At 44.4% G+C, this 25,752-nt stretch carries 22 protein-coding genes; 14 read left to right on the top strand and 8 right to left on the bottom strand.

Annotated features, from left to right (window positions below; genetic code table 11):
- Window positions 1–24 precede the first annotated feature (24 nt).
- The 3 genes from ACWPOD_RS08590 (at window position 25) to rsmF (ending at window position 5,503) form a co-directional block, all read left to right on the top strand.
- Window positions 25–1,275 (top strand): paraquat-inducible protein A, encoded by a 1,251-nt coding sequence (locus ACWPOD_RS08590; protein ID WP_109168316.1) that lies wholly within the window; start codon window positions 25–27, stop codon window positions 1,273–1,275.
- Window positions 1,268–3,916 carry a PqiB family protein gene (locus ACWPOD_RS08585; RefSeq protein WP_167426560.1) on the top strand — a complete coding sequence of 883 codons (2,649 nt, stop codon included), beginning with the start codon at window positions 1,268–1,270 and terminating at the stop codon, window positions 3,914–3,916. The genes ACWPOD_RS08590 and ACWPOD_RS08585 overlap by 8 nt, the downstream gene beginning before the upstream one ends.
- Before the next feature lie 150 nt (window positions 3,917–4,066).
- Complete coding sequence (rsmF, locus tag ACWPOD_RS08580) at window positions 4,067–5,503, top strand: 16S rRNA (cytosine(1407)-C(5))-methyltransferase RsmF (protein ID WP_167426559.1); 1,437 nt, start codon at window positions 4,067–4,069, stop codon at window positions 5,501–5,503.
- A 282-nt stretch (window positions 5,504–5,785) separates the two neighbouring features.
- Here rsmF and ACWPOD_RS08575 read toward each other — a convergent pair whose 3' ends face one another.
- Complete coding sequence (locus ACWPOD_RS08575) at window positions 5,786–6,619, bottom strand: CvfB family protein (RefSeq protein ID WP_005396561.1); 834 nt, start codon at window positions 6,617–6,619, stop codon at window positions 5,786–5,788.
- Window positions 6,620–6,811: 192 nt separating this feature from the next.
- On the opposite strand from ACWPOD_RS08575, the gene ACWPOD_RS08570 reads away from it, so the two are divergent.
- Window positions 6,812–8,164 (top strand): hypothetical protein, encoded by a 1,353-nt coding sequence (locus ACWPOD_RS08570; protein ID WP_456231784.1) that lies wholly within the window; start codon window positions 6,812–6,814, stop codon window positions 8,162–8,164.
- A 28-nt stretch (window positions 8,165–8,192) separates the two neighbouring features.
- Here the strand turns inward: ACWPOD_RS08570 and ACWPOD_RS08565 are convergent, their stop codons facing one another.
- A complete protein-coding gene (locus ACWPOD_RS08565) occupies window positions 8,193–8,690 on the bottom strand; it encodes a DUF4442 domain-containing protein (RefSeq protein ID WP_005396564.1) in 498 nt (165 codons plus the stop codon).
- A 374-nt stretch (window positions 8,691–9,064) separates the two neighbouring features.
- On the opposite strand from ACWPOD_RS08565, the gene ACWPOD_RS08560 reads away from it, so the two are divergent.
- On the top strand, window positions 9,065–10,123 hold the full coding sequence (locus tag ACWPOD_RS08560; protein WP_006743262.1) for a 3-deoxy-7-phosphoheptulonate synthase: 1,059 nt from the start codon (window positions 9,065–9,067) through the stop codon (window positions 10,121–10,123).
- Window positions 10,124–10,144: 21 nt separating this feature from the next.
- The gene (locus ACWPOD_RS08555; protein WP_282149501.1) at window positions 10,145–10,627 is read left to right on the top strand and encodes a YajQ family cyclic di-GMP-binding protein; all 483 of its coding nucleotides are present in this window, start codon (window positions 10,145–10,147) and stop codon (window positions 10,625–10,627) included.
- 102 nt (window positions 10,628–10,729) lie between these two features.
- Here the strand turns inward: ACWPOD_RS08555 and ACWPOD_RS08550 are convergent, their stop codons facing one another.
- Window positions 10,730–11,650: a precorrin-2 dehydrogenase/sirohydrochlorin ferrochelatase family protein gene (locus ACWPOD_RS08550; protein ID WP_456231783.1), complete on the bottom strand. Its 921-nt coding sequence runs from the start codon at window positions 11,648–11,650 to the stop codon at window positions 10,730–10,732.
- A 460-nt stretch (window positions 11,651–12,110) separates the two neighbouring features.
- Between ACWPOD_RS08550 and ACWPOD_RS08545 the strand changes: the two genes are divergently transcribed.
- Window positions 12,111–13,139 (top strand): amino acid ABC transporter substrate-binding protein, encoded by a 1,029-nt coding sequence (locus ACWPOD_RS08545; protein WP_005396567.1) that lies wholly within the window; start codon window positions 12,111–12,113, stop codon window positions 13,137–13,139.
- 6 nt (window positions 13,140–13,145) lie between these two features.
- On the opposite strand, the gene ACWPOD_RS08540 is transcribed toward ACWPOD_RS08545, so the two are convergent.
- Window positions 13,146–13,286 (bottom strand): hypothetical protein, encoded by a 141-nt coding sequence (locus ACWPOD_RS08540; protein ID WP_005396568.1) that lies wholly within the window; start codon window positions 13,284–13,286, stop codon window positions 13,146–13,148.
- Window positions 13,287–13,357: 71 nt separating this feature from the next.
- Here ACWPOD_RS08540 and ACWPOD_RS08535 point away from each other — a divergent pair, with 71 nt between their 5' ends.
- The 4 genes from ACWPOD_RS08535 to ACWPOD_RS08520 all read left to right on the top strand — a co-directional run bounded on the left by ACWPOD_RS08535 (window position 13,358) and on the right by ACWPOD_RS08520 (window position 17,354).
- Window positions 13,358–14,563, top strand: coding sequence for an amino acid ABC transporter permease (locus ACWPOD_RS08535; protein WP_006743259.1), 1,206 nt, complete (start codon window positions 13,358–13,360; stop codon window positions 14,561–14,563).
- A gap of 1 nt (window position 14,564) precedes the next feature.
- Complete coding sequence (locus tag ACWPOD_RS08530) at window positions 14,565–15,662, top strand: amino acid ABC transporter permease (protein WP_046876208.1); 1,098 nt, start codon at window positions 14,565–14,567, stop codon at window positions 15,660–15,662.
- A 23-nt stretch (window positions 15,663–15,685) separates the two neighbouring features.
- Complete coding sequence (locus ACWPOD_RS08525) at window positions 15,686–16,435, top strand: amino acid ABC transporter ATP-binding protein (RefSeq protein ID WP_005377400.1); 750 nt, start codon at window positions 15,686–15,688, stop codon at window positions 16,433–16,435.
- A 250-nt stretch (window positions 16,436–16,685) separates the two neighbouring features.
- Complete coding sequence (locus tag ACWPOD_RS08520) at window positions 16,686–17,354, top strand: Bax inhibitor-1/YccA family protein (RefSeq protein WP_046876207.1); 669 nt, start codon at window positions 16,686–16,688, stop codon at window positions 17,352–17,354.
- Between the two features lie 76 nt (window positions 17,355–17,430).
- Here the strand turns inward: ACWPOD_RS08520 and ACWPOD_RS08515 are convergent, their stop codons facing one another.
- Together ACWPOD_RS08515 and ACWPOD_RS08510 are read right to left on the bottom strand one after the other, a co-directional pair.
- On the bottom strand, window positions 17,431–17,805 hold the full coding sequence (locus ACWPOD_RS08515) for a hypothetical protein (protein ID WP_005396572.1): 375 nt from the start codon (window positions 17,803–17,805) through the stop codon (window positions 17,431–17,433).
- Between the two features lie 246 nt (window positions 17,806–18,051).
- The gene (locus tag ACWPOD_RS08510; RefSeq protein ID WP_046876206.1) at window positions 18,052–18,378 is read right to left on the bottom strand and encodes a hypothetical protein; all 327 of its coding nucleotides are present in this window, start codon (window positions 18,376–18,378) and stop codon (window positions 18,052–18,054) included.
- Window positions 18,379–18,773: 395 nt separating this feature from the next.
- On the opposite strand from ACWPOD_RS08510, the gene ACWPOD_RS08505 reads away from it, so the two are divergent.
- On the top strand, window positions 18,774–19,103 hold the full coding sequence (locus tag ACWPOD_RS08505; RefSeq protein ID WP_005377396.1) for a TusE/DsrC/DsvC family sulfur relay protein: 330 nt from the start codon (window positions 18,774–18,776) through the stop codon (window positions 19,101–19,103).
- Between the two features lie 3 nt (window positions 19,104–19,106).
- On the opposite strand, the gene yccX is transcribed toward ACWPOD_RS08505, so the two are convergent.
- Window positions 19,107–19,379: an acylphosphatase gene (gene yccX / locus ACWPOD_RS08500; protein WP_456231782.1), complete on the bottom strand. Its 273-nt coding sequence runs from the start codon at window positions 19,377–19,379 to the stop codon at window positions 19,107–19,109.
- Window positions 19,380–19,469: 90 nt separating this feature from the next.
- On the opposite strand from yccX, the gene ACWPOD_RS08495 reads away from it, so the two are divergent.
- Window positions 19,470–20,873 carry a methyl-accepting chemotaxis protein gene (locus ACWPOD_RS08495; RefSeq protein WP_456231781.1) on the top strand — a complete coding sequence of 468 codons (1,404 nt, stop codon included), beginning with the start codon at window positions 19,470–19,472 and terminating at the stop codon, window positions 20,871–20,873.
- Window positions 20,874–21,035: 162 nt separating this feature from the next.
- Entirely contained in the window at window positions 21,036–22,229 is a 1,194-nt protein-coding gene (locus ACWPOD_RS08490) for a class I SAM-dependent methyltransferase (RefSeq protein WP_046876203.1), read from the top strand.
- 74 nt (window positions 22,230–22,303) lie between these two features.
- Here the strand turns inward: ACWPOD_RS08490 and ACWPOD_RS08485 are convergent.
- Window positions 22,304–25,752, bottom strand: a 3,449-nt coding sequence (locus tag ACWPOD_RS08485; protein ID WP_456231780.1) for a Calx-beta domain-containing protein, incomplete at its 5' end; no start/stop codon positions are given.

Raw genomic sequence — 25,752 nt, 5'->3', positions numbered from 1 at the left:
ATCGTTCAAGTTAGAGAGGTCGTTATGACCTCTCTGTCTAAGCACGCCATGCAGCCAAATAATGTGCGCTTGTGCCAAGGTTGCGAATTGCCTGTCGATATCGTCGACTTACCCAATGGAAAAAATGCACACTGTCCTCGTTGTGGCACACAGTTGTATCGAGGCGGTAGCCCTAGCCTCTCAGGTAATCTAGCCGTCGCGATAACCTGTATCCTGCTATTTATTCCATCACACTTTTTTAACTTTATTAGTATCCGACTCTTTGGTGTGATGATTCCGGCAACCCTACCTTCAGGGATGATCACATTGATGGAAGAAGGCTTTGTTCTTCTTTCACTGCTTATTCTATTTTGTAGCTCTCTAGCGCCGCTGACGGTTTGTGTTTCAGTGGTTACGGCACATATCTCGCTGCATCAACGGTGGTTTCGAGGGCTTCGTGTTTCACTGTGGCTAATTCAACATTTGAAACATTGGGTAATGCTGGATGTGTTCTTAGTTAGCATCGCCATTTCCTGCTTCAAACTCCAAGATTATTCCGACATTTTTGTAGGCCCAGGGCTAATTGGTCTGGTTCTTTTGCAGATATTTACCGTTTTGTTAGTTTCTCGAATCAGTGTGCGTCGTTACTGGGAAGCCTGGAAACCAGAAAGCCTTTATTCCTTTGAACACAAAGACGTGCATTGCCATGAGTGCCACCTGTCTCAACCTGAAGGTGACCATTGTCGGCGTTGTCACCACGAGTTATATCATCGCAAGCCCAACTCCATTCAAAAGACGTGGGCTTACCTCATTGCGGCAACGATAGCAATTTTCCCAGCCAACTTGATTCCTATTTCCATCTTGCTGACCAATGGCAAACGTTTGGAAGATACTATTTTCTCAGGCGTAGCTGGGTTGGTAAAAAGCGGTATGTATGGCATCGCAGTGATCATTTTTGTGGCCAGTATTGTTGTGCCAGTTGTAAAAATACTTGGTCTTGCCTACATCATGCTTTGCATTCAATTCAAACGTTCGGTGTTTAAGAGACAACGAATGATGGTTTACTTTGTTGTTAAATGGATCGGCAAATGGTCTGTGATGGACTTGTTTGTTATTTCTATCATGATGACCTTAGTCGATCGTGGTCAGATACTTGATTTCACACCAGGATATGGCGCCGTGGCCTTTGGTGTTGTCGTGGTATTGACCATGCTTGCAGCGGAAAGTATTGATCCAAGGCTAATCTGGGACCAAACAGGCCCAACACAATCAGAAAAAGAGTCAATGAATGAGTGATCAGAACAGTTCTCAAACGTCATACGTACCAGATGTAAAGCGGAGCAAAGGCATATCTCCTCTTTGGCTTTTGCCAATTTTGACCATGGTCTTAGCTGGCTGGCTTGTGGTGAAGTCGATACACGATGCAGGACAACGGGTGCAAATCTATTTTTCTGACGCTGCTGGCTTGGTTGCCGGGCGAACCACTATCCGTTACCAAGGGCTAGAAGTCGGTATGGTGAGAGACATTAACCTCACTGAAGATCTCGGCAGTATTTATGTTGATGCCGATATCTACCCTGAAGCGGCAAAATTGCTGAACGATAAAACTCGCTTTTGGCTGGTAAAACCAACAGCAAGCCTAACAGGAGTTTCTGGGCTCGATGCGCTCGTGTCGGGTAATTACATTTCGATTCAACCTGGAGATGGTCAAGAGTTTGAAACAACGTTCCATGCGTTAGACTCTGCACCAACAGATTTGCGCGTTTCACAAGGTTTGAACATTAAACTCAAAAGCCGCGATTTAGGTGGTGTGTCGATTGGATCTCAAATTGTTTATAAGAAAATTCCAATCGGTGAAGTCTACAGCTACCAGCTGGATGAAGACGCAAAATCTATAACGATTCAAGCCAACATCCAGGATCAATACCGACATATCATTAACAACCGCAGTCGGTTCTGGAACGTAAGTGGAATCGGTGCCAGCATAGGTTTTGAAGGCGTCGATGTAAGGCTAGAAAGCATGAGTGCTCTACTCGGAGGCGCGATCGCCGTCGATTCTCCGGATGACGGTGAGCCTGTAGAAGAGAATACTGAATTCCGTCTGTATAAAGATTTGAAAACTGCAGGTCGAGGTATCGCTGTTAAAATCGTCCTCCCTGATGACAGTAAAATCAGTGGCGAAGGCGCACCCATTATGTATCGCGGAATCGAGATTGGCCAAGTTACAGACTTAAACCTATCCGAAGGGCGAGAAGTGATATTAGCGTCAGCGGCAATTCAACCAGCTTTCAGTGACATGCTGACGACAGGTACCCGATTCGTCTTAGAAGAAGCAAAAGTGTCCCTCTCTGGTGTTGAAAACATTGCCAATCTCGTGAGAGGAAACTTCTTAACCATTGTGCCAGGTGCCGGTGATCGCTCTCGCCGCTTTACTGCCATTCGTAAAAACGTTTTTAACCAACAGCAAGAAAAGTCCATCGCTATTCGTTTAGTGTCTGACAACTCGTTTGGCCTAGATAGCGGTGCCAACGTGCTTTACAAAGGCATCGTTGTCGGTTCAATTATCAACGTAGGCTTAGTTGAAGAAGGTAAAAAATCGCAACATGCAGTATTTATGGACGTATTGATTGATCATGAATACAAACACCTGATCAAATCAAACAACCGTTTTTATGTAACCGGAAGTGCCTCTGCAGAGTTAACGGAATCGGGCCTCAGCGTTACCGTTCCTCCGGCAAAACAGTTGTTAACTGGGTCCATTAGCTTTGTAAGCGAAGGCAAGCAAGATATTCAAAAAGAGTATCAACTATTCCAAAACGAATCATTGGCAGAACTAGCACAGTACAACCAAAGTGGCTCTAGAGCACTCACACTGTTTGCTTCTGAATTGCCGCCGATTTCCAAAGGCAGCCCTCTACTCTATCGTAATCTTCCTGTTGGTAACGTCTCCGATTTCCAATTGGTTGATGGCGGTGTGTTAATTAAAGCAACCATCGAAAACCGCTTTGCTTACCTCGTAACACCGCAAACCGTCTTTTGGAACCGTTCAGGGATCGAGATAGATGCATCGTTAGCTGGCGTGAGTGTGAAAGCTCACCCTTTAAAATCATTAATCGAAGGTGGCATCGCTTTTGACTCTGTTCCTGGCGTTGAAAACAAAATTGGAGACAACTGGAAGTTATATACAGATCAAAAAACCGCTCGCAAGTTTGGACGCGTCATTGCTTTAGAAACCGACGGTTCGCAAGAGATTGCTAAAGGAATGCCGATTGAGTATCAAGGCGTCAAAGTTGGTGAAGTCACACTGGTTGTACCGAATTTTCGTCGCAATATGGTTGAAATTACCGCAAGAGTTCTACCTGAATACGTAGAAAATATTGCGGTGGAAGGCTCACATTTTTGGCTAACTGAGCCAGAGATTGGCTTAGGGGGCGTGAAAAACCTTGGCGCATTGGTGTCGAAATCCATCAGTGTTGAGCCAGGTAAAGGTAAAGCTAAATTTGATTTTCAGTTGGAAAACGGTTCAGAACGTGTTCAGGGCATGATGTTTACTTTACAAAGTGAACAACGAGGCTCAGTACAAGTCGGAACGCCTATTCTTTACCGCCAGATGGAAGTCGGCCAAGTAACCGACGTGAGCCTAGGAGAATTTGCCGATCGCGTCGTCACGACCATCAAGATACAGCCTGAATATGCTTACCTCGTTCGTCAAAACAGTGTATTTTGGAATGTTTCAGGAGTAGATGTCTCCATCGGAATTACTGGTGCGAACATCAAAGCGGGCACATTTGATAGTTTAGTTCGCGGAGGAATTGCGTTTTCAACGCCAGAGCAATCGACTATTCCACCAGCAGCAAAAAGTGGGCAATCTTTCTTTTTGTATCCACAAGCTGAAGAAGGTTGGACTCAATGGCGTACTGCGATTCCTAAGCCGTAGAATAAAGCTCAATTCACATACAATTGAAGTTTGAGTACCTTAAAAGAGCAGCAATCGCTGCTCTTTTTTATTGCTCGGCCCTTGTCACTATTCGTTTCTGCTTCGCTTTCGTATATTATTTGCCACAAATTCTGCAAACGAGATCCCACATTGCATCCTAATGTTTACATCCCAGACGCGTTTCTGGAAAAAATCCAAACTATCCTTCCTGCTCACCTCAACATGGAAGACTTTATCGCATCGTGCCAAAAGCCACTGCGCAAAAGTATTCGTGTTAATACGTTGAAGATCAGTGTTGAAGCGTTTCTAGAACGTGCAGACGCAAAAGGCTGGAAGCTTTCTCCTGTGCCTTGGTGTGACACAGGGTTTTGGATTGAAGCGGACGAGTCAGTTGTACCATTAGGCAACACTGCAGAGCACATGTCAGGCTTACTCTACATTCAAGAAGCCAGTTCAATGATGCCAGTATCTGCGCTGTTTATGAATGACGAATCTTACGATGCCGTGTTAGATACAGCAGCTGCACCAGGATCAAAGACCACTCAAATCGCGGCTTTAATGAACAATGAAGGCGTTCTCGTGGCCAATGAATACGCCGCAAGTCGTGTAAAAGTGCTGCATGCCAACGTGGAACGTTGTGGTGTACGTAACGCCGCACTAAGTAACTTCGATGGGCGCGTTTTTGGCGGTTGGCTACCAGAACAATTTGATGCGGTTCTGCTCGACGCGCCCTGCTCCGGCGAAGGCACCGTTCGCAAAGACGAAGATGCAATGAAAAACTGGACGCAAGCTTCCGTGCTCGACATAGCTGACACACAGAAAGATCTTATTGAAAGTGCCTTCCATGCACTAAAGCCCGGTGGTGTGATAGTTTACTCAACGTGCACACTCAGTACCGAAGAAAACCAACAAGTTTGTCATCACTTGAAAGAAACCTTTGGTGATGCCGTTGAGTTTGAAAGCCTTGAGACCTTGTTTGAAAACGCAAATGCTGCTCTAACTGAAGAAGGTTTTTTGCATATATTTCCACAGGTCTACGACTGCGAAGGATTCTTTGTCGCAAGAATTCGTAAACTGGCAGCTGTTGAACCACCAAAGGTCAAAAAGCGCATGGGCAAGTTCCCGTTTACCAAAGCATCGAAAAAAGAATCGGTTGAAATTGCCCAACAGCTGCAAAGTGCGTTAGGTATTGAACTTCCGAATGACAGTTCTGTATGGCTTCGCGATAAAGATGTCTGGTTGTTCCCTAATGCTTTAGAGCCAATGATCGGCGAATTACGCTTCTCCCGGATGGGTATAAAGATCGCGGAAGCCCATAAAAATGGCTACCGTTGGCAGCATCAGGTGGCAACGGCATTAGCGACGGGCTCTGAGGCAAACGCCATCGAGCTAACCATTGAAGAAGCGCGCGAATGGTACATGGGGCGTGATGTTCGCCCACAAACGATTCCTGAGGGAATGAAAACAGGTAAAGGCGAAGTACTTGTCACCTATCAAGGCGCAGTCATTGGCCTTGGAAAGTGGGTAAGCAACAGAATAAAGAATGGTCTTCCTCGCGAATTAGTACGAGATAAGAACTTATTTTAAAGAAGTAACGAATCATAAATAAATGAAAAGCCATCGTATTTGCGATGGCTTTTTAATTCGTAAGTATGAAAGCAACTGGGCTCGCTAGCGATCCGGATACGCTGTACTAAACTAGTTGTATCAAAGTAATGCTTTGATATGGCATTTCTCTCTATGTTCACCAACAAAATTATTGTTGGAAAAGTTTAGCGCAGGCTCTGCGGAGCCGTTTCCCCTAGGCCCAAAAAAAGGAAAAGTTTGGGCCGTTTTTTTGGCTGCAGATCCGCTATACGTGAGCTTGGGCTACGCCAGACGAATGCCGTCTTTCTCGATAACAATCTTGCCCTGCTTGTACAATCCACCAATGGTCTTTTTGTAAGTACCTTTACTTGTACGGAAAGCGTCAAAAATCGCTTCAGGAGAAGACTTATCGTTCAAAGGTAAAAAGCCTCCTTTCTTCTCTAACAAATCAAGAATCTTGCTAGAAAGATCGTCCATTTTTGCCACGCCGACTTTTTGTAGCGCGAGATCGATTTTACCATCTTCACGAATTTGCTTAATAAAGCCTTTCAGTTTCTTACCGATGTAAAGCTTACCAAACACATCTGATGGGAAAATCATGCCCCAATGCTTACCGTTAACGATAGCTTTATAACCAAGTTGACTACGCTCTGCGATGATCAAATCAACTTGTTCGTTAACTTCATAATTCGCAGGAGTTTTGTCTAACCATTTGTTGAACTTAGTCGTACCAACAATGCGGCCTGACGCTTTGTCAGTGTAAACATAGACAAGAATAGTTTGTCCCGCAGAGAAGCGAGTGCGTTGCTCACTAAAAGGAATAAGTAGATCCTTTTCTTTGATGCCCCAATTTACAAAAGCACCTGTCGCGTTGACGCCCTCAATCTTCATTAAGCCCCATTCACCCACTTGGGCAATAGGTCTTTCAATGGTCGCAGCAAGCTGGCTTTCTGAATCGAAGTACAAAAATACGTCTACATGATCACCAATTTCAGTACCCTCTGGTACATACTTATTAGGCAGTAGAACAGAACCGTAATCATCACCATCCAGAAATACGCCAAAATCAGCCTTTTTAATGACTTCTAAGCTGTTAATTTGACCAATTTTAATCATTGATTTTGTCTCTTTTTAAATTTACGTGGAATTATACCTAAACTAACAAGAAAATCAGAGAGAAAAGCATAGTGCTCTGTTATGCTGTTGTCGTTCAGCTATATGCCCCAGTCACTCTTTTAGCACTTTTATGCTTACCTGCTCAACAGTACGCATAAGTTAAGAATGCTTTAACAAAGTCAGGAGCTTTCTTTGGTCACCGTCGATAAACAAGACTCAATAACATTAAAAATCAGTCATGCACTCGCAAAGAGCAAAAGTGTCGACCTAGATATTTACTTTTTTATACCTGGTGAGCTTGGTTTAAACGCCGATATCATCAGTGAATCCGAATTTTATTACACTTCAATCACACAGCAACGCTCTTATTACAGTACTGAAATCCTTCTACCGCTAGTACACAGTCGACTTGCCAAGCGTGGACGCCTGTCGAATCAGCAATACCGAGTAAGTTTGAGCTTGTTCGCTTACCAATACGTTATCGCGCTAGACAAAGCGGTGGCAAGTTTAAACAAGCATCAGAACAACTCCGTAACGGAAGATGAAGTTGACGAAGTTATCGAGCTCACGCTTGAGATCTTAAAGCGCTTGCGACGTTCTATTCCTTATGAAGAGAACTTAAAACGGTACTACATTAACATCGATAACTATCTGTCTTGGTATACCGAGCAAAAGTTTTTATCTCTAGTGGCTCATCTCCCGCGTGAAGGCGATTATGGCACGATTAAGAAACGCTTGATCACGCTCTGTGAAAAAGAGCAAGCCCATCGAAAACTCAACAAGTACAACTCTCCAAGAGTCGTTGAAGACGTGACTCGCCTATCTAACAAAATGCGCTTGCTAAGACGCTTGATTGAACACCCTATCGTGCTTCGTGAAGAAACCATATCAATGGGTAACAACATCAAGCGTGCTATCAAAGGTATTGCTACTGGCTTGGTGATGGTTGTCGTGACCTCAACCGTGATTCTCGCTCGCGATTATCTTGGGGAAATTTCCGCGTCCTTCATTATCGCGATGTCATTTATTTATGCTCTACGAGAAATCTTTAAAGATGATTTGCGCGACGCGATGTGGCGATGGATCCGTAAAGGCAAGCCAAAGTGGCGTAAGAAGTATGTTGATCCAACAACGAAAAAAGTGGTCGGCAGAAAATTAGAGTGGCTCGATTATCGTACGTTAAGTAGCTTGCCAGATAAGATTCAAAGAATACGTAAGAAGCGCGTCGTGCAGCGCGAAGAGCAGATACTTCATTATCACGAGAAAACCGAAATGGCGACCTCTCTATTCTTGAGTGGTTATGAGCAAACAAGAGAAACACTGAACATCAGTTTGCGCCCTATCATCCGCTTGATGGATAAAAGCTCAAACCGAGTTTATCGTTTAAATGAAGGGCAAGTGACCAAAGAGTCAGTAGAGAAACGTCATTTGCTCAATGTGATTGTCAAAGAGGACAACCACACCGATGAGCCTGTTTATTATCGTTGGAAAGTGGTCTTAAACCGCTCCAAAATCGTCTCGATTGAGCAGATTGAACTCAATTAAAGCGATATTCTTTAAAAACAGCAAACCACTAAGCAGCCTCTTTTCTTTGTTGGGCTGCTTTTTTTATCGAAAGAGTCAACGAGAATTCAGCCATAGGTTCGTCACCATGTAAGCTAGGACACAACGCGACGATTTTTACATCGCGATTCACTCGTTCACCCGTTGCCAACGTATGATCGAGCATCTCATCAATGACATGACCATCGTTACACACAAAGTGTACATCCGCTTCCGGACGTTTTAAAAACTCGGCTTTGACGCCTTTAAATGCTAAAGAGATCGCTTCTCCTTTTTCTTGCGCCTTGCTCATAGCAAGAAAACCACCAGCTACATCCGCCCCAACCGCTAAAGCGCCGAAATACATGCTATTCAAATGGTTCTTTGTTCTTCTTCGCAAAGGGATTCGAACCTCAACGTGCTCGCTATCTATCGCAATGATCTTAGGATGACAAAGCCAAATCAGAGGCACTTTAGAAAAGCCAAATAGATTTAGGTACAAATTTGCACGACGTACAGCTGATAACATTTTGGTCTCCTTACCAATCTAGTCAGACCAGTTAATCAACGAAAGAAATAGATGTCAAAGAAATGTTAACAAAAGCTCGATCTCACGAGTTATTTAGCCACTAATTTAGTGACATTGTCACACAGATAAACATGAGGTTTGCCGCAGTTATCTTGATTGCCTAACGGTGAGATAGATGAAATGGTTATAAATTCAAATGTATATATATTGATTTAATGATCAAGTTTTGTCATTTATACATAAGTCATTTAAATGAATACCTACACCTTTGTATACAATTCGGTATTTCCTGGCGAAGATTCCCGTGAAACGGTTTATTCCTGCCTGTAATTCCGTTATCTTTACCCCTTCGCAATAGAGAATAAAGCTATAACATGCCTATAAAAACAGATGAATTGAGAACCCAACCTTTGGGTCCAATGCCTACCCCAGCAGAGCTAGGTAGTGTACATCCTATTACGGATGACGTTGCAGACCGTATCGCTCAATCTCGTCGTCAGATTGAAAACATTTTATCGGGTGAAGACGATCGCCTTCTTGCGATTGTAGGTCCGTGTTCTGTTCACGACACTGAAGCTGCCATTGATTACGCCACTCGCCTGAGTGAAATCCAAGACAAGTACAAAGACGAACTGTTTATCGTGATGCGTACTTACTTTGAAAAGCCTCGTACAGTAGTTGGTTGGAAAGGTTTAATTACCGACCCTAACCTAGATGGCTCTTACGCGCTTGAAGCTGGTCTCCATAAAGCACGTAAACTACTACTGGATATCAACAAGCTTGGTCTTGCGACTGCTACTGAGTTTCTTGATATGATTACGGGTCAATACATCGCGGATTTGATCACGTGGGGCGCGATCGGTGCTCGTACAACAGAATCGCAAATTCACCGTGAAATGGCATCGGCGCTGTCTTGCCCAGTTGGTTTCAAAAATGGCACAAATGGCAACGTAAAAATTGCAATTGATGCAATTCGCGCATCGAAAGCCTCGCATTACTTCTACTCTCCAGATAAGAATGGCCGCATGACGGTTTACCGTACAAGTGGTAACCCATATGGTCATATTATTTTACGCGGCGGAGAGAAAGGCCCTAACTTTGATGAAGCGTCAGTAAAACAAGCGTGTGATGCTCTAGCCGAGTTTGGCTTGCCACAACGTTTGGTTGTGGATTTCAGCCACGCAAACTGTCAGAAGCAGCACAGAAAACAAATCGACGTTGCTCAAGACATTTGTAATCAAATTAAGTCAGGCAGTACTCGTATTGCGGGTATCATGGCTGAAAGCTTTATTCTTGAAGGCAATCAGCCAATGACTGACATCAACAACCTAACGTATGGTCAATCTATTACAGACCCATGCCTAGGCTGGGAAGATACTGCTACAATGCTAGATATGCTGGCAAACGCCGTTAAATCCCGAAAGTCCCTATAACAAAATAATCAAGGAATCTTCATGCCATCGTTTGATATTGTTTCTGAAATCGATACGGTTGAACTACGTAACGCCGTTGATAATGCTAACCGTGAATTGTCTACTCGTTTCGATTTCCGCAACGTTAATGCGAGCTTTGAGCTAGTAGAAGAAAACGTAAAAATGTCTGCGGAAGGTGACTTCCAACTTAAGCAAATGCGCGATATTTTACGTGGCCATTTGGCAAAGCGTAATATTGATGCAAACGCAATGGATGCACAGGCCCCAGATGTAACTGGTAAGAACTGGCACCAAACTCTGCTTTTTCGTCAAGGTATCGATACACCAACAGCCAAAAAAGTAGTGAAACTTATCAAAGACGCAAAGTTAAAAGTACAAGCCTCTATTCAAGGCGACAAGGTACGTGTTACTGGTAAGAAACGTGATGACCTGCAAGCGACAATGGCAGCGATTCGTGAAGCAGAGATGGGCATACCATTCCAGTTTAACAACTTCCGTGATTAATCAGTCTGAGAAGTAACTTAGTTTAAAAACGCCAGCGCATAGTTCGCTGGCGTTTTTGTTGGCCTTTTAATCGAGAAGCCAAGTGCCCACTTTTTAACGTGGTTATATCACTAAGCCCTGCCCTTGCAGCAATAAGAACTCGCTCGTCCCTTTAGGGATAAACACGCAAACTCGAAGCTTTTCAGATTTAGCCTTGGTCAACATATCAGAGAGTTCAGCTGCGCTGGAGAAAGCTTCTCGCTCTGCATCTCTTCGTATTAGCTCTAACACGTTCGCTTCGCATCGAGTTGAGTAAAGTGCTAGCTCGGCTTGTTGCATGTAGCGCACAGCCTTAATTGGCAACATCTCAACGTCTTTCCCTACCTGTATCCAAGTACAACTTCCTTTTTCATCCAAAGGTGTTGCCATGATCGCTTGGTAAATCGTTTCTAACTCTCTATTATCCCGCGCGTTTTCAACCTCAGGATTCGAGAAGAATTGCTCCCAAAACTTACGACGTAAATCGACGCTAGGTAGTGCTTCTTTAATCGAATTACGCTTTGAGTTAGCAAAGTCCGCCATCAACCCCATGTTTTGTGGCAGTATCGATTCAAGCTTTTCACGGATGTTTCGAATTAAAACTGGTGAGGCACCGCCACTAGAAATAGCAATTTGTATGCGGCCACGATTGATCATAGAGGGCGTAATGAAGTCACAATAAGGCTTATCATCCACAACGTTCACTAGGATGCCTAATTCTTTCGCATCTTTATACACTTGGTGATTTAGCTCTGGATTATCTGTCGTGGCCCACACTTGAACAAAGCTTTTAGTGACAATGTCACTTGAATAGAAACGTTGCACCCAGCGCACTTGATGCTCTGCAGCAAGCTTAGACAGAAAATCGACCAACGTTGGAGAAACGATAGTGACATCCGCCCCTGCTTTTAGCAAAGCTTCCACCTTTCTGCTTGCCACTTCACCGCCGCCCACGACAAGAACGGGTTTATTGATTAAATCTAAGAACAGAGGAAAATATCGCATTTCAATCCATGATTACTCTAATTAGCTGTTGCAGACCATGCTACCAAAAATGGGGCAAGCTCATCACCCTGTTTCGGTATCACAAATAATTTTTGTTCGAATTTTTACTGAACTTCACCAAGCTCAGCTAATGACAGTTTTAATAACAACTTTTTATTCTCTTGTATTGTTCACTCTTCTATTGATTGTTCTGATGCACCAAATTGTCCATGATTTGCACTATTTACAAACAATTAACATTTCGTCATTCTAAATCTCAAGGCGCTTTGTAAGTTCTCTCAAAACTTCATTTAAATTATATATTTGAGAATTAACAGATCCTTTCCTACGCTTATAACTGGTTGATCTATCGAATACCGTTTCTTCGAAAATCAATCACGTAGGACGATAACTCTAACGAATTGGACACGTTATTTCAGGTCACTCCTGATTAAACATGGATCATACAGGAAGGATACAAATGGCAAATAAACTCACAGTTCTTGCTTCCGTCGTAGCGGCTTCTACTGCGATGATGGCAACATCAGCTCAAGCAGCAGACACTACTCTGGACAAAGTCACAAAACAAGGTTTTCTTACTTGTGGCGTAAGTACCGGTCTACCTGGTTTCTCTAACCCTAACTCAAAAGGTGAATGGGAAGGTATCGACGTAGAATATTGCCAAGCACTGGCTGCAGCCGTTCTTGGGGATAAAACGAAAGTTAAATATGTACCCCTAACCGCGAAAGAACGTTTCACTGCGCTTCAATCAGGTGAGATTGATGTGCTTTCTCGTAACACCACCTGGACACTGCATCGTGATACTGCACTTGGCCTCAACTTCGTAGGGGTAAACTACTACGATGGTCAAGGCTTCATGGTGAAGAAAGATCTTGGCATCTCAAGCGCAAAAGAGCTTGATGGTGCATCAGTTTGCGTACAGTCCGGTACAACAACTGAGCTGAACCTTGCTGACTACTTCCGTAACAGCGGTATGTCATACAAGCCGGTCGTATTTGATACGGCAGCCCAAACGTCAAAAGGTTTCGATGCAGGACGTTGTGATGTGTTAACGACTGACCAATCTGGTCTTTATGCATTGCGCCTGAACCTGAAAGATCCCTCTTCTGCAGCCGTTCTTCCGGAAATCATTTCTAAAGAACCACTAGGTCCCGTCGTTCGTCAAGGTGATGACCAATGGTTCAACATTGCGAAGTGGACATTATCAGCAATGATTAACGCCGAAGAGTATGGTATTAGTTCGAAAAATGCGGATGAAATGCTGAAATCGAAAGATCCAAACATCAAACGTATTCTTGGTGTTGACGGTCCGAAAGGCAAAGGTTTGGGTATTCGTGATGATTGGGGCTACCAAGTTATCAAGCAAGTCGGTAACTATGGTGAAAGCTTCGAACGCACAGTCGGTACTGGTTCGCCGTTAGAAATTTCTCGTGGCGTTAATGCGCTATGGAATGCAGGCGGCTTTATGTACGCGCCACCAATCCGATAGAACGAGTTAATCAGGGCGGTTCATGCCGCCCTTTTTCTTGATTTTATCCATCTGTATGAGTAAGGACCGCTCATTGAATGGCAAGAAGTATTCGCTTAGATAGGCTATTTCAACTCGAATATCGCCGTTTAGCTCTGGTGAAAACATGCTTCGACCAGCAAGGACGTGACTATTTATACAGGCAGATATCTATAACTAAGGTTTGAGGTTATCGCTGTATGAAACCGACAAAAGATGCATCGCCAAGTACGATGTCCAAACCGAGCGGAAGCAAGAGCTTGATTTATAATCCCGCCTTTCGTTCTGCTATTTTCCAGATCATTGCCATAGCTGCACTGGTATTTTTCTTTTACACGATTATAAATAACGCACTGAACAACTTAGATGCTCGTGGGATCGCTACGGGTTTCGGTTTTTTAAATCAAGAAGCCGGGTTTGGTATCGGGCTGACGCTAATTGAATACGATGAAACGTACTCTTACGGCAGAACGTTTATTATTGGCCTTCTAAATACGGCGCTGGTCTCCGTATTAGGTATTATTCTGGCTACCGTGATTGGTTTTACCATGGGGGTCGCTCGCCTTTCTTCTAACTGGTTAGTGAGTCGCTTGGCTGCTGTTTATATCGAAACGTTCCGAAATATCCCACTTCTTCTACAAATATTTTTCTGGTATTTCGCTGTTCTTCAAGCATTACCCTCACCTCGTCAAAGCTTGAGCCTTGGCGAAGCCATCTTCTTGAATGTTCGTGGTTTATATTTTCCAGCACCAGAAATGGAGCCAGGCAGTGGCTTTGTTATTGCTGCATTAATCTTCGGGGTGATCGCCAGCTTGCTGATCAATGTATGGGCGAATAACAAGCAACGCCTAACTGGGCAACAAACGCCAATGGGAAGAATAGCTTTAGGCTTAGTCGTTGGCCTTCCGCTGATTGTCTACTTCCTTGCTGGTATGCCAATTTCACTAAATTATCCTGAACTGAAAGGGTTTAACTTCCAAGGTGGTATTAGCATTATTCCTGAACTTGCTGCACTACTTTTGGCACTGAGCGTTTATACCGCCTCCTTCATTGCCGAAATTGTACGTTCTGGTATTAATGCGGTTAGCCATGGTCAAACGGAAGCGGCGATGTCGCTGGGCTTACCACGCGCGAAAACTTTAAAGCTTGTTGTCATTCCGCAAGCGTTACGAATTATTATTCCACCTTTAACCAGTCAATATCTCAACCTCACCAAAAACTCATCGTTAGCGATGGCGATTGGTTACCCAGATCTTGTCTCTGTCTTTGCTGGTACTACCCTGAACCAAACTGGGCAAGCGATTGAGATCATTGCGATGACGATGGGCGTGTACTTAACCTTAAGTTTGATTACGTCTGCATTAATGAACTTGTATAACCGTAAAGTCGCGCTGGTGGAGAGATAATATGAGTACTCATCAATTTCAACCGGATCTCCCGCCACCAGCCAATACCGTCGGCTTCGTTGGTTGGATGCGGAAAAACCTATTTAATGGACCTGTCAACTCCATTGTTACCGTAATTCTTGCTTATCTTGTCTTTAGTGCAGTTTGGCATATCGTTGATTGGGCGTTTATCAACGCAGACTGGATTGGTTCGACGCGTGACGACTGCAGCCGAGAAGGTGCTTGCTGGGTATTTATCAGCGTGCGCTGGGAGCAGTTCATGTACGGTTTCTATCCTGAGTCTGAACTGTGGCGCCCTCGCCTTTTCTACATCACATTGGCTATATTTACTGTGTTGCTAGCGTATGAAAAGACACCGAAACGGATTTGGATTTGGCTTTTCTTCGTAAACATCTACCCATTCATTATCGCTGGGCTGTTATACGGTGGGATATTTGGGCTAGAAGTGGTCGATACACACAAATGGGGCGGATTACTCGTTACGCTCATCATTGCGCTAGTCGGTATTGTCGTTTCATTACCTATTGGTGTGGTACTCGCGCTCGGTAGACGTTCAGAGATGCCCATCATTCGCAGTATTTGTACCGTCTATATTGAAGTTTGGCGTGGTGTGCCACTGATTACCGTTCTGTTCATGGCTTCCGTTATGCTGCCTTTGTTTATGTCCGAAGGGTCAGAGACAGACAAACTTATTCGCGCGCTTATTGGTGTGGTGATGTTTGCCTCGGCTTATATGGCAGAAGTGGTACGGGGCGGCTTGCAAGCGATTCCAAAAGGCCAATATGAGGCTGCCGACGCACTTGGGTTAAGTTACTGGAAAAAAACAGGGCTTATTATCTTGCCACAAGCGCTGAAGATTACGATCCCTTCTATCGTGAACACGTTTATCGGATTGTTTAAAGACACCAGTTTGGTTCTTATCATTGGTATGTTTGACGTACTAGGTATAGGACAAGCAGCAAACACCGACCCTGACTGGCTAGGCTTTGCTACTGAAAGTTATGTATTTGTCGCGTTAGTGTTTTGGGTATTTTGTTTTGGCATGTCGCGTTATTCGATATGGCTTGAAAACAAACTTCATACCGGTCACAAACGATAACTCATCAAGCTCAAGGACGTATTATGACGCAACAACAAGACTATATGATCCAATTGAAGGACATGAATAAATGGTATGGTGAGTTTCACGTACTAAAGAATATTAACCTCGATGTTAAGCGCGGAGAAAAGATCGTAATCTGTGGCCCATCAGGGTCAGGAAAATCAACGATGATTCGCTGTATTAACCGCCTCGAAGAGCACCAAGCTGGTAGCATCTATGTTTCCGGTACGGAATTAACTGAAGATTTGAAAAATATTGAAGCTGTGCGCCGTGAAGTGGGCATGTGCTTTCAGCACTTTAATCTCTTCCCTCATTTAACCGTACTGGAAAACTGTACGCTCGCGCCTATTTGGGTGAAGAAGATGCCTAAAGATGAGGCAGAAGCGGTCGCGATGAAATATCTGGAACGCGTTAAAATTCCGGACCAAGCAGAGAAATATCCTGGCCAGTTGTCTGGTGGTCAGCAACAACGCGTGGCGATTGCTCGCTCTTTGTGTATGAACCCTAAAGTCATGCTTTTTGATGAACCAACATCAGCACTTGATCCGGAGATGGTTCGCGAAGTGTTGGATGTAATGGTCGAACTAGCAGAGGAAGGCATGACCATGCTCTGTGTGACACATGAAATGGGGTTTGCGAAAGAGGTTGCCGATCGCGTGATATTTATGGACGCAGGAGAGATCATCGAAGAGAACAACCCTGTTGATTTCTTTGAAAACCCTCAATCAGATCGAACTCAAAATTTCCTAGCGCAAATCTTACATCACTAAGATCTTTTCCAACTGGCATAATAAAAGCACTGATTTCAATGAAGTCGGTGCTTTTTGTTACTAAATTCAAAATTCTGTGTGACAATCACTATGACTTTGCTCTGCAGTAATATTGTGTTACAAGTTGTCAAATACATAACATCTTATTTCTATTATTATTTTATCTAAGTTATGCATGGTTAGGGCTTGATTTTTTGAACTTTCAATCCCATAAATGTACCAATAGTAAACTCCCTTACTGAGGATAATTATGAACAGTCCAATGTTTACTCGTTCAACAAGTGTTCCCAACACACTTGAAACTAACAAAGTACTGAAAAACACTTACTTCCTACTGTCGATGACACTGATGACCAGTGCGATCGCAGCAGTGGCAACAATGGCAATGCAAATTTCACCAATCATGGCGATCGTGATGCAAATTGCAGCGATTGGTATTTTGTTCTTTGTCATGCCAAAAGCAATCAACTCATCATCTGGTATCGTTTGGACATTTGTTTTCACAACTCTAATGGGTGGTGCTTTAGGTCCAATGCTTAACTACTACGCATCGATTCCAAACGGTCCAACGATCATTGCTCAAGCTCTAGGGTTGACTGGCATGGTGTTTCTAGGCCTATCGGCTTACACCATTTCGAGCAAGAAAGATTTCTCTTTCATGCGTAACTTCCTGATGGCAGGTTTGATCATTGTTATCGTGGCGATGCTGATTAACATTTTCGTTGGTTCAACAATGGCCCAACTAGTAATAAGCAGCGTCTCTGCACTAGTGTTCTCTGGTTTCATCTTGTTTGATACAAGCCGTATCGTTCGCGGCGAAGAAACTAACTACATTAGTGCGACAATTTCGATGTACCTAAACATCCTTAACTTGTTCACTAGCCTACTAAGCATTCTAGGTATTATGAACGACGATTAATCGTTCGCTCTAAGGTGAATACTAAAAGCCCGAAGGTAATTCCTTCGGGCTTTTTCTTTGTCAGTGGTTACGTATATTACGCCTGTTCGACTGCTAACTCGATAACTTCATCAGCCTCAGGGTTTTCTCTAAAACGTCTCACTTTAATCGTATCTTCACCCAACATGATTTGCTTGGCGATTCGATGCATACCATCAAAAACGCGGTAATCATTGGTTAAAATTACGGGATACGACAAATCGGCATTGTTGATGCGTTGGCAATGCTTCGCGATCTCACGACAGGTTGGCTGTGGTCCATCATCACTAAACCAGGTCACTTCATTAGGGCCTTTGATATCATCAATAGCAATTTCCTCTACAGGTAGGGACTCCGCGAGCTCCCAAATACGCTCAATAGACCAAATGGATTTGACGTTGTCATTTATTTCAATGTAACGTTGTTTCGACATGACTAACTCCTTGTCATCGTTATTGTTTACAACCAGAATGTAGGTTGCTTATCAACCAAGAGAATATCGGTCTATAAGAACAAACACAACGTCGTAAGCTATTCACTCGCATATAAAATTGCACTTATTAGACATCTAATTCAAACAAATTCTTCGATAAAACCGTACTGCTCTGCCATTTATATCCAGTTAGTAAGCCCAACTGGCAATTTTGTATTTAGGTGTTTTATTTAAGGAATACTGATCTTAAGCTCGTAGTCGCTCATCAACTGATAACAAAATGCAAAATACTCCAAACGCAACCCACCAGTAACTGAACATCTTGAGCGCAGGTAACCAGACGAGTGATTCCTCAGCGACACTAAATAGCCTATATGCTGATATTGCTGGCGTCAGTAGCATGGCTCCCCAACTCACAAAAAGGAGTGGTCCGTAAAAGTAACGCAGCCAAGCATATTTCTTTTTTAAAGGTTTATGTTGTACAGCTCCCATCAAACAGAGAAAAGAGAATATCGTAAAGCTGGCTTGCAACAACGCCCATCCAATTGAAACTAAAAGATCCGACCATTCCATATCCAGTTTAATAGCTCCCAGTCATTATTAAACCCTCAAAAACATAACGATTCTTTAAAATTTATTCTCTTGATTTTAACCTTGTTTACGCTCGTTGTGATTGACCTATCTAAAACGGCCAATTTAACTGACAAACCAATCATAAATTGAGACGTTTGTGTATATCTATGCAAACTCCCGAGTACTCACCCCGAAAAATTTCTAACAAACTGAATAGTTTCCTATATATTTGAATAAAAGAGCATTTGTATCAAAGCACCTGGCTCAGTCAAAAAGCACTCATCATTTTGTACGCTTTTGCTTCGCTCGGCACTACTTCGAGATTCTTTTGTTGAGAACATCCTCACCTGTCGCTAATCTATAAACATCCATGTTCACTTAGCGGATGAAACGTTATGTTCGTTTACAACGGCAAAGAAATTGAAACTGATGCTCAAGGCTACTTACTGGATCATACTCAATGGGAAGAAGGTATGATTGAGCTTTTAGCAAAAGAAGAAGACATCGAGCTTACGGATGCTCATTTGGAAGTTGTGCACTTTGTGCGAGATTTTTATGAAGAGTTTAATACTTCCCCTGCTGTGCGTATGCTTGTCAAAGCAATGGAAAAAGCGCACGGCCCAGAAAAAGGTAACAGTAAGTATCTATTCAAGCTGTTTAAAAAGGGGCCAGCCAAACAAGCGACTAAATTAGCCGGCCTACCAAAGCCAGCTAAATGCTTGTAGAATTTACAAAATCTTAAAACCGCGCAACGGCTTATATGACGCAGACTCCTGTATCACACTCTCTACTATTGCCGTTCGCGGGCCTTCTTTCAACCACTCGGAAAACGCAGCTATTTGTGCATCTGTTCCACACGCCATAACTTCAACATCACCATCGTTTAGGTTCTTCGCGTAACCCGTCAAACCCAGTTTCAATCCTTGATGGGAAGTATGGTAACGAAAGCCGACGCCTTGAACGTGACCTTTTACTATAAATCTCTCACACTTTACGTTCATCTTTGTACCGCTTCTTTTTACTGAGTGATATATTCTTTTCGTCTATTCACCCCACTAAGGATAGTGGGTTTTTGCACGGTTATTATAATTATGAAAGAAATTCCATTCCGCTGGATTGATAAGTATCTCATTCACTTAAAGATTCAAGAAAAGTTCTATTTGCTCTTCGTTCTCCCTCTTCTTGCTTTAGTCATTCTCACTCTCGTCCTTAATAGCGCGGCTAATACGTTGATCTCAAGTATGTACCAAGAAGAGCTCATGCTTATGAAAGGTCTGATAGAGGCAGGCAACCTTTCTCAATCGCAAGTAGCAAACCTCATAGCTGGTTCAGAAACCGTTTCTCTTGGCTCTGGTCCGCAATCCGTGTCTGTTCTAAATGGTGCGTACAGCTTGGTTGCAAACCATGAACTTTCTCTATGGACTGCCCTATCAACGACTCAAGTGAGCATCATCTGTATGAGCTTGTTTATTCTCGCGCTTGGCGTTTACTACATCATGACGTTTATCGGCGGCGCAATGTTCACGATGAATAAAGCATTAAACACCCTAGCGGATGGTGACCTAACCGCGAGAATGAACTTCTTCCCAGTTCGCGACGAGTTTAGTGAAATTGCTATTACTATAGACAAAGTTGCAGAACGAGAGCAACAAATGGTGCTGTCGATTCAAGAGTCTGTGGCGTTAATGCAACAAATTAGCTCAGACCTGAATCAATCAATTCATCACAGTTCAGATATTTCTGCGACGCAACAAGAGCACCTCAACTCTCTTGCGAGTGCAACGGAACAGATGGCATCAACGATTCGAGAAGTCGCGACATTAGCTCACGATTCAAGCGCGCAAACCGATGATGCGCGCAGCGTGGCTCAGTCTGGACAAGTAAAAGTAGAGAATACGCTTCACTCGATTTCGAACCTCTCTAATGAGATTCAATCTGCGTCTCAGGCAGTAGCGGAGTTAGATGCCAATGCCGCACAAATTGATGAAGTCGTGACAACCATTAATGGGATTTCCGAGCAAACTAACCTACTTGCATTGAACGCAGCCATTGAAGCAGCACGTGCTGGTGAGCAAGGTCGTGGATTTGCGGTCGTTGCGGATGAGGTTCGCGCTCTTGCGGGACGCACTCAGCAAGCGACCGTTGAAATCCAAGCGATGATCGAATCATTACAGCGTAACAGTCAATCACTTACTAAACTGATGGAAGTGACTGTCAACAATGCAAATGAGGGACAAAACCTCATGACGGAAGTGAATCACGAAATCGGCTCTTTGGCAGATAAAAATCAAACTATCTCCGACAGTAGCATTCAAATTGCAACAGCGGCTGAAGAACAAGGTGTAGTCGCGGACAATATCGCTTCAAGCGTTGAAGAGATTCGAGTTCAAGCAGATAACGTGTGCAATATGATCAGCACGACTTCACAAAACGTGGATCAACTGCGTAAGCAAAGCGACACCATGGAGTCGCTCCTTACTGGACTTAAAGCGTAGCAACGTAATCTGTTACGACCAGTTCAAATAAAAGGGTTACTTTAGTGACCCTTTTTTGTATTTAAAAGTCACTACAATGTACTGGATTGCCGAGGGATATTGCTTTTACCATTCACATCCCGGACAATACGCCCCTTTCAAAATTCAACAAGAGCTAATGAAATGACAGCTGCTATCTATTTGGTAAAAGGTCGTGAGAAATCGGTCAAGCGCAAGCACCCTTGGATCTTCTCTCGAGGCATCAACAAAGTTGAGGGCGAACCCGCTCTTGGCGAAACGGTTGATGTATTCACTCACGACGGTAAATGGCTAGCTAAAGCGGCATATTCGCCAGCTTCACAAATTCGTGCTCGTATTTGGAGTTTTGATAAAGAAGAAATCGACACCGCGTTTTTCGTAAAACGATTAAAAGACGCACAACTTCTTCGTGAAGACATTATCGAACGTGATGGCCTTACGGGTTACCGCCTTATCGCGGCAGAGTCTGATGGCATGCCAGGCGTTACGATTGACCGTTACCAAAACTTCTTTGTGTGTCAACTTCTCAGTGCTGGCGCAGAACACAATAAACAGGCCATTGTTGATGCTCTAGTTGAGTGCTTCCCTGATTGTAATGTGTACGAGCGTTCTGACGTCGCGGTACGTAAGAAAGAGGGTTTGAAAGAAACCACGGGCGTCTTGCACGGCGAAGAGCCACCTAAATCGGTCGTCATCGAAGAAAATGGCGTAAAGATTAGTGTAGATATCGTTGGCGGTCATAAAACAGGTTTCTACCTAGATCAACGTGATAGTCGCCAGCAAGCGATGAAATATGTGAAAGGCAAGGAAGTTCTTAACTGCTTCTCTTACACAGGTGGCTTCGGACTTTACGCTCTGAAAGGTGATGCAAAGCGTGTGATAAACGCTGACGTATCACAACCTGCTCTAGACACTGCGAAGTTCAACGCAGAACTGAATGAATTTGATATCTCGAAGAAGCGCGCCGTGTTCCTAAACGCAGACGTGTTTAAACTGCTTCGTGAGTATCGTGACCAAGGAACTCAGTTCGATGTAGTTATCATGGATCCACCTAAGTTTGCAGACAGTAAAGCCCAACTAAACGGCGCATGTCGTGGTTACAAAGACATCAACATGCTAGCAATGCAAATCCTAAAACCTGGCGGTACGCTACTGACCTATTCGTGCTCTGGCTTAATGGATCAAGTTTTGTTCCAAAAAATCATTGCTGACGCAGCCTTAGATGCTAACCGCCAAGTAAAGTTTGTGGAGCGCTTTGAACAAGCTGCTGACCACCCAACCGATACAGCATACCCGGAAGGTTTCTACCTGAAAGGTTTTGCATGTAAAGTTCTGTAATCACAGTGTTAGTTTACCGTATTATTAAATAAAAAACGGAGCGAAAAAACGCTCCGTTTTTTATTTTTGGCCATCTATTCTCGTAATTGCTCGAGATTAGAAATCAGACTATTGGCAATATCGGCTGCAGAGGCACCATCAAAGTTAACCTCTAGCTGTTGTCCATCTTTGTTGATGGTCAACGTCGAGTTACCTCCACTTTCAGTCACTTCAACGGAAATGTCATCCACACTGCCGCGATAGTCACCCGAACCAAGATCATCAAGCAAGGCGGAGATATCCGTACCACTCATATCGTCAAATACATCGGTAAAATCAAGCTGATCCCCGTCACTGAAATCTGTCACGGTATCAGTTGCGGATTGCATTTCTGTCCATTTGAATACGTCATCACCTTCACCGCCAGTCAAGATATCATTACCTAAACCACCGATGATCAGGTCATTGCCTTCAGTACCAACCAGAATATCATCGCCATCTGTCCCCATAACCAGATTCAGATCCGAATTTAAGGCCATGGTTTGATAACCAAGCGCCGTAACAGCCTCTACCGTGACGTTCTCGAAATCAACCGCTACCGTAGCTTCGTTACTTACCGCACCATCAGTGTCGATTGCCTGATAAGTAAAGTCATCGTTCACATCAGTAAAACTGGTGATTTCAGTTCCCACCAAGGTAAAGCCTGCTTTATCACTCGCGCTATCGGTTTCTGGAGTAAGTCGAATTTCATCAAAGCTACCATTTGCTAACGCAACGGTAATAGAACCTTCGTGGTTGCTGGTATAAGTAATATCCGTTGAGTAAAACTGCTGAACATCAACAAGTGCACCATTTAGGAAGATGTATGCCGTTAACCATGCACCACCACTGTTGAAGCGGTCATTCAGACTGGCTAAGTTCAGTTTCGCTTCGTTAGCTGATAAATCCTCATCCAGTTCTAACGTAATATATTCACCAGTACTGATTTCATCACCCTGACCCGTTTCATTTGGCGAAACGACAACCAATCCGACCTGTTGATTCGCAAAATCGACTGAAATCTGAGCGTCGGAATCAAAGATGATGCTGTTGCCAATGGTGATGATCTGGCCTCCAGTGAACGTTAAGTTCGAGTTAGGAGGAGTGTAAGAACCAACCAAAATATCTTTCCCTTGTTCTTCAAGAAGGTCGGCTGAGTCAAAGCTCTGCTCCTCAAAGAAATCTTCAGTCAGACGATACTTAACCTCTGTGTTTTCAGGGAACTGTGTGGTTTCGTCTATAATGACTTCCTGTCCATTTCCATCCACATAATACAGTTCACCGTGTTCAGGAAGGCTAACGACCTGAATTAAAATATCATCATCATTTGCAGTAACTGCGTCATCTTCGAGATCTTCAACACGCTGTTCCCCAGACGTCGTTAATCCATCAAACTCAACATCCTGAACCGGGAAAATACCATTTTGAACATCGAGCGAAATGATGAAATCACGGGCTGTAGGTGGTGAGTTATCCACGATGGTCGCCAGACCAGTATCGCTGCCTTGCACTGCTCCCAAGCCAGTTACTGTAACGCTGAAATCTTCAGGGCCTTCGTACACACCGTCATCAATTGATTCGATGCGTAGATCAAATTCCGTCATACCTGCCGGCACCGTCACAATGCCACTTACAGGTACACTTACCCAACCTGAACCGGTGTTGTACTCTAGAGTGCCAAGGTCACCTACTTCTGTTTCATCCAGATTAAGCGTTAATTGAACCTCGACCGCTGCTTCTGAGGCATTACTCAATGACACGGTAAATGTAGCGAAACTACCTTCATCAATGGTACCCGCATCCGAGATAGACACCGTTGGTCGATCGTCGTCCGTTTTAGTGCCATCATCCACAATGGTCGCCAAACCAGTATCGGTGCCCTGAACTGCGCCCAAACCCGTCACGGTCACGCTGAAGTCTTCCGGACCTTCATAAACTTCATCATCAATGGTCGCAATGCGCACATCAAATTCGGTAAGCATTGCTGGAACTGTTACGATGCCATCGACAGGCACAGCAACCCAACCTGCTCCGGTGTTATATTCTAGCGAGCCAAGATCATCCACTTCTGTTTCGTCTGGGTTTAAGGTCAACTGCACCTGGACTGTACCTTCCGAAGCATTACTCAATGACACGGTAAACGTCGCGATATCACCCTCATCTACGATACCCGCATCTGAGATAGATACGGTCGGGCGATCATCATCCGGGTCAGGACCAGGGCCGTTACCACCGTCGTAAATAATGCCCAGCGCACTGTCACTGCCTAGGACGCCCGTGTCACCTTGTACCGCCACAGTAAAGGTTTCATCCCCTTCGTAGACGCCATCATCTGTGGTTGGCACAGTGACTTTCAGCTCGTTCTCACCGGCGGGAATGGTATACGTACCGTCACTGTTGGCATTCACCACTGTCACACCATCAGCAAGGGTCACCACAAAGCTACCTATATCGTCCGCTTCCGCCGTGTTGCTGCCGTCGGTTGAGGTGTTCAACCTGACGGTCACATCGATATCGGCTGCCGCCGACAATCTAACGGTATACACAGCATCGGTACCTTCGTTAACACCCACGCTATCTTCGACAATATAGACACTTGGACGGTCATCGTCTGGATCGGGACCAGGGCCGTTACCACCGTCGTAAATAATGCCCAGCGCACTGTCACTGCCTAGGACGCCCGTGTCACCTTGTACCGCCACAGTGAAGGTTTCATCCCCTTCGTAGACGCCATCATCTGTGGTTGGCACAGTGACTTTCAGCTCGTTCTCACCGGCGGGAATGGTATACGTACCGTCACTGTTGGCATTCACCACTGTCACACCATCAGCAAGGGTCACCACAAAGCTACCTATATCGTCCGCTTCCGCCGTGTTGCTGCCGTCGGTTGAGGTGTTCAACCTGACGGTCACATCGATATCGGCCGCCGCCGACAATCTAACGGTATACACAGCATCGGTACCTTCGTTAACACCCACGCTATCTTCAACGATGTAGACATTCGGACGGTCATCATCTGGATCGGGACCTGGACCACTGCCGTCATCCACAATCGTCGCCGTGCCCGTATCACTGCCTTGTACTGCGCCAATGCCCGTTACCGTAACACTGAAATCTTCCGGACCTTCGTACACCGCATCATCAATGGAAGCGATACGCACATCAAACTCACTCTGCCCGGCAGGCACCGTCACCACGCCATCATTTGGCACTGCAACCCAACCACTTCCCGTGTTGTATTCTAAGGTGCCCAAGTCACCGACTTCGGTATTACTCAAGTTGAGGCCTAGCTCGACTTGAACAGTGGACTCGGAGGCATTCGACAGCGTCACTTTGAAGTTCGCCGTATCACCTTCATTAATAATGCCAGCATCGGTAATAGTCACACTTGGGCGGTCATCATCGGGATCAGCTCCAGGGCCACTGCCGTCATCCACAATCGTTGCCGTGCCCGTATCGCTGCCTTGCACCGCACCAATGCCCGTTACCGTAACACTGAAATCTT

The sequence above is a fragment of the Vibrio sp. JZG120 genome, from assembly GCF_053890955.1.
The sequence above is the reverse complement of the archived record's forward strand: the minus strand, read 5'-3'. Positions and strand labels throughout refer to the sequence as shown.

What these genes read in the sequence shown, in the direction of transcription:
- ACWPOD_RS08590 (WP_109168316.1), top strand. Translation starts at nt 25, where the DNA reads ATGACCTCTCTGTCTAAGCACGCCATGCAGCCAAATAATGTGCGCTTG.
- ACWPOD_RS08585 (WP_167426560.1), top strand. Translation starts at nt 1,268, where the DNA reads ATGAGTGATCAGAACAGTTCTCAAACGTCATACGTACCAGATGTAAAG.
- ACWPOD_RS08575 (WP_005396561.1), bottom strand. Translation starts at nt 6,619, where the DNA reads ATGATTAAAATTGGTCAAATTAACAGCTTAGAAGTCATTAAAAAGGCT.
- ACWPOD_RS08565 (WP_005396564.1), bottom strand. Translation starts at nt 8,690, where the DNA reads ATGTTATCAGCTGTACGTCGTGCAAATTTGTACCTAAATCTATTTGGC.
- ACWPOD_RS08560 (WP_006743262.1), top strand. Translation starts at nt 9,065, where the DNA reads ATGCCTATAAAAACAGATGAATTGAGAACCCAACCTTTGGGTCCAATG.
- ACWPOD_RS08555 (WP_282149501.1), top strand. Translation starts at nt 10,145, where the DNA reads ATGCCATCGTTTGATATTGTTTCTGAAATCGATACGGTTGAACTACGT.
- ACWPOD_RS08550 (WP_456231783.1), bottom strand. Translation starts at nt 11,650, where the DNA reads ATGCGATATTTTCCTCTGTTCTTAGATTTAATCAATAAACCCGTTCTT.
- ACWPOD_RS08545 (WP_005396567.1), top strand. Translation starts at nt 12,111, where the DNA reads ATGGCAAATAAACTCACAGTTCTTGCTTCCGTCGTAGCGGCTTCTACT.
- ACWPOD_RS08540 (WP_005396568.1), bottom strand. Translation starts at nt 13,286, where the DNA reads ATGTTTTCACCAGAGCTAAACGGCGATATTCGAGTTGAAATAGCCTAT.
- ACWPOD_RS08535 (WP_006743259.1), top strand. Translation starts at nt 13,358, where the DNA reads ATGAAACCGACAAAAGATGCATCGCCAAGTACGATGTCCAAACCGAGC.
- ACWPOD_RS08530 (WP_046876208.1), top strand. Translation starts at nt 14,565, where the DNA reads ATGAGTACTCATCAATTTCAACCGGATCTCCCGCCACCAGCCAATACC.
- ACWPOD_RS08525 (WP_005377400.1), top strand. Translation starts at nt 15,686, where the DNA reads ATGACGCAACAACAAGACTATATGATCCAATTGAAGGACATGAATAAA.
- ACWPOD_RS08520 (WP_046876207.1), top strand. Translation starts at nt 16,686, where the DNA reads ATGAACAGTCCAATGTTTACTCGTTCAACAAGTGTTCCCAACACACTT.
- ACWPOD_RS08515 (WP_005396572.1), bottom strand. Translation starts at nt 17,805, where the DNA reads ATGTCGAAACAACGTTACATTGAAATAAATGACAACGTCAAATCCATT.
- ACWPOD_RS08510 (WP_046876206.1), bottom strand. Translation starts at nt 18,378, where the DNA reads ATGGAATGGTCGGATCTTTTAGTTTCAATTGGATGGGCGTTGTTGCAA.
- ACWPOD_RS08505 (WP_005377396.1), top strand. Translation starts at nt 18,774, where the DNA reads ATGTTCGTTTACAACGGCAAAGAAATTGAAACTGATGCTCAAGGCTAC.
- yccX (WP_456231782.1), bottom strand. Translation starts at nt 19,379, where the DNA reads ATGAACGTAAAGTGTGAGAGATTTATAGTAAAAGGTCACGTTCAAGGC.
- ACWPOD_RS08495 (WP_456231781.1), top strand. Translation starts at nt 19,470, where the DNA reads ATGAAAGAAATTCCATTCCGCTGGATTGATAAGTATCTCATTCACTTA.
- ACWPOD_RS08490 (WP_046876203.1), top strand. Translation starts at nt 21,036, where the DNA reads ATGACAGCTGCTATCTATTTGGTAAAAGGTCGTGAGAAATCGGTCAAG.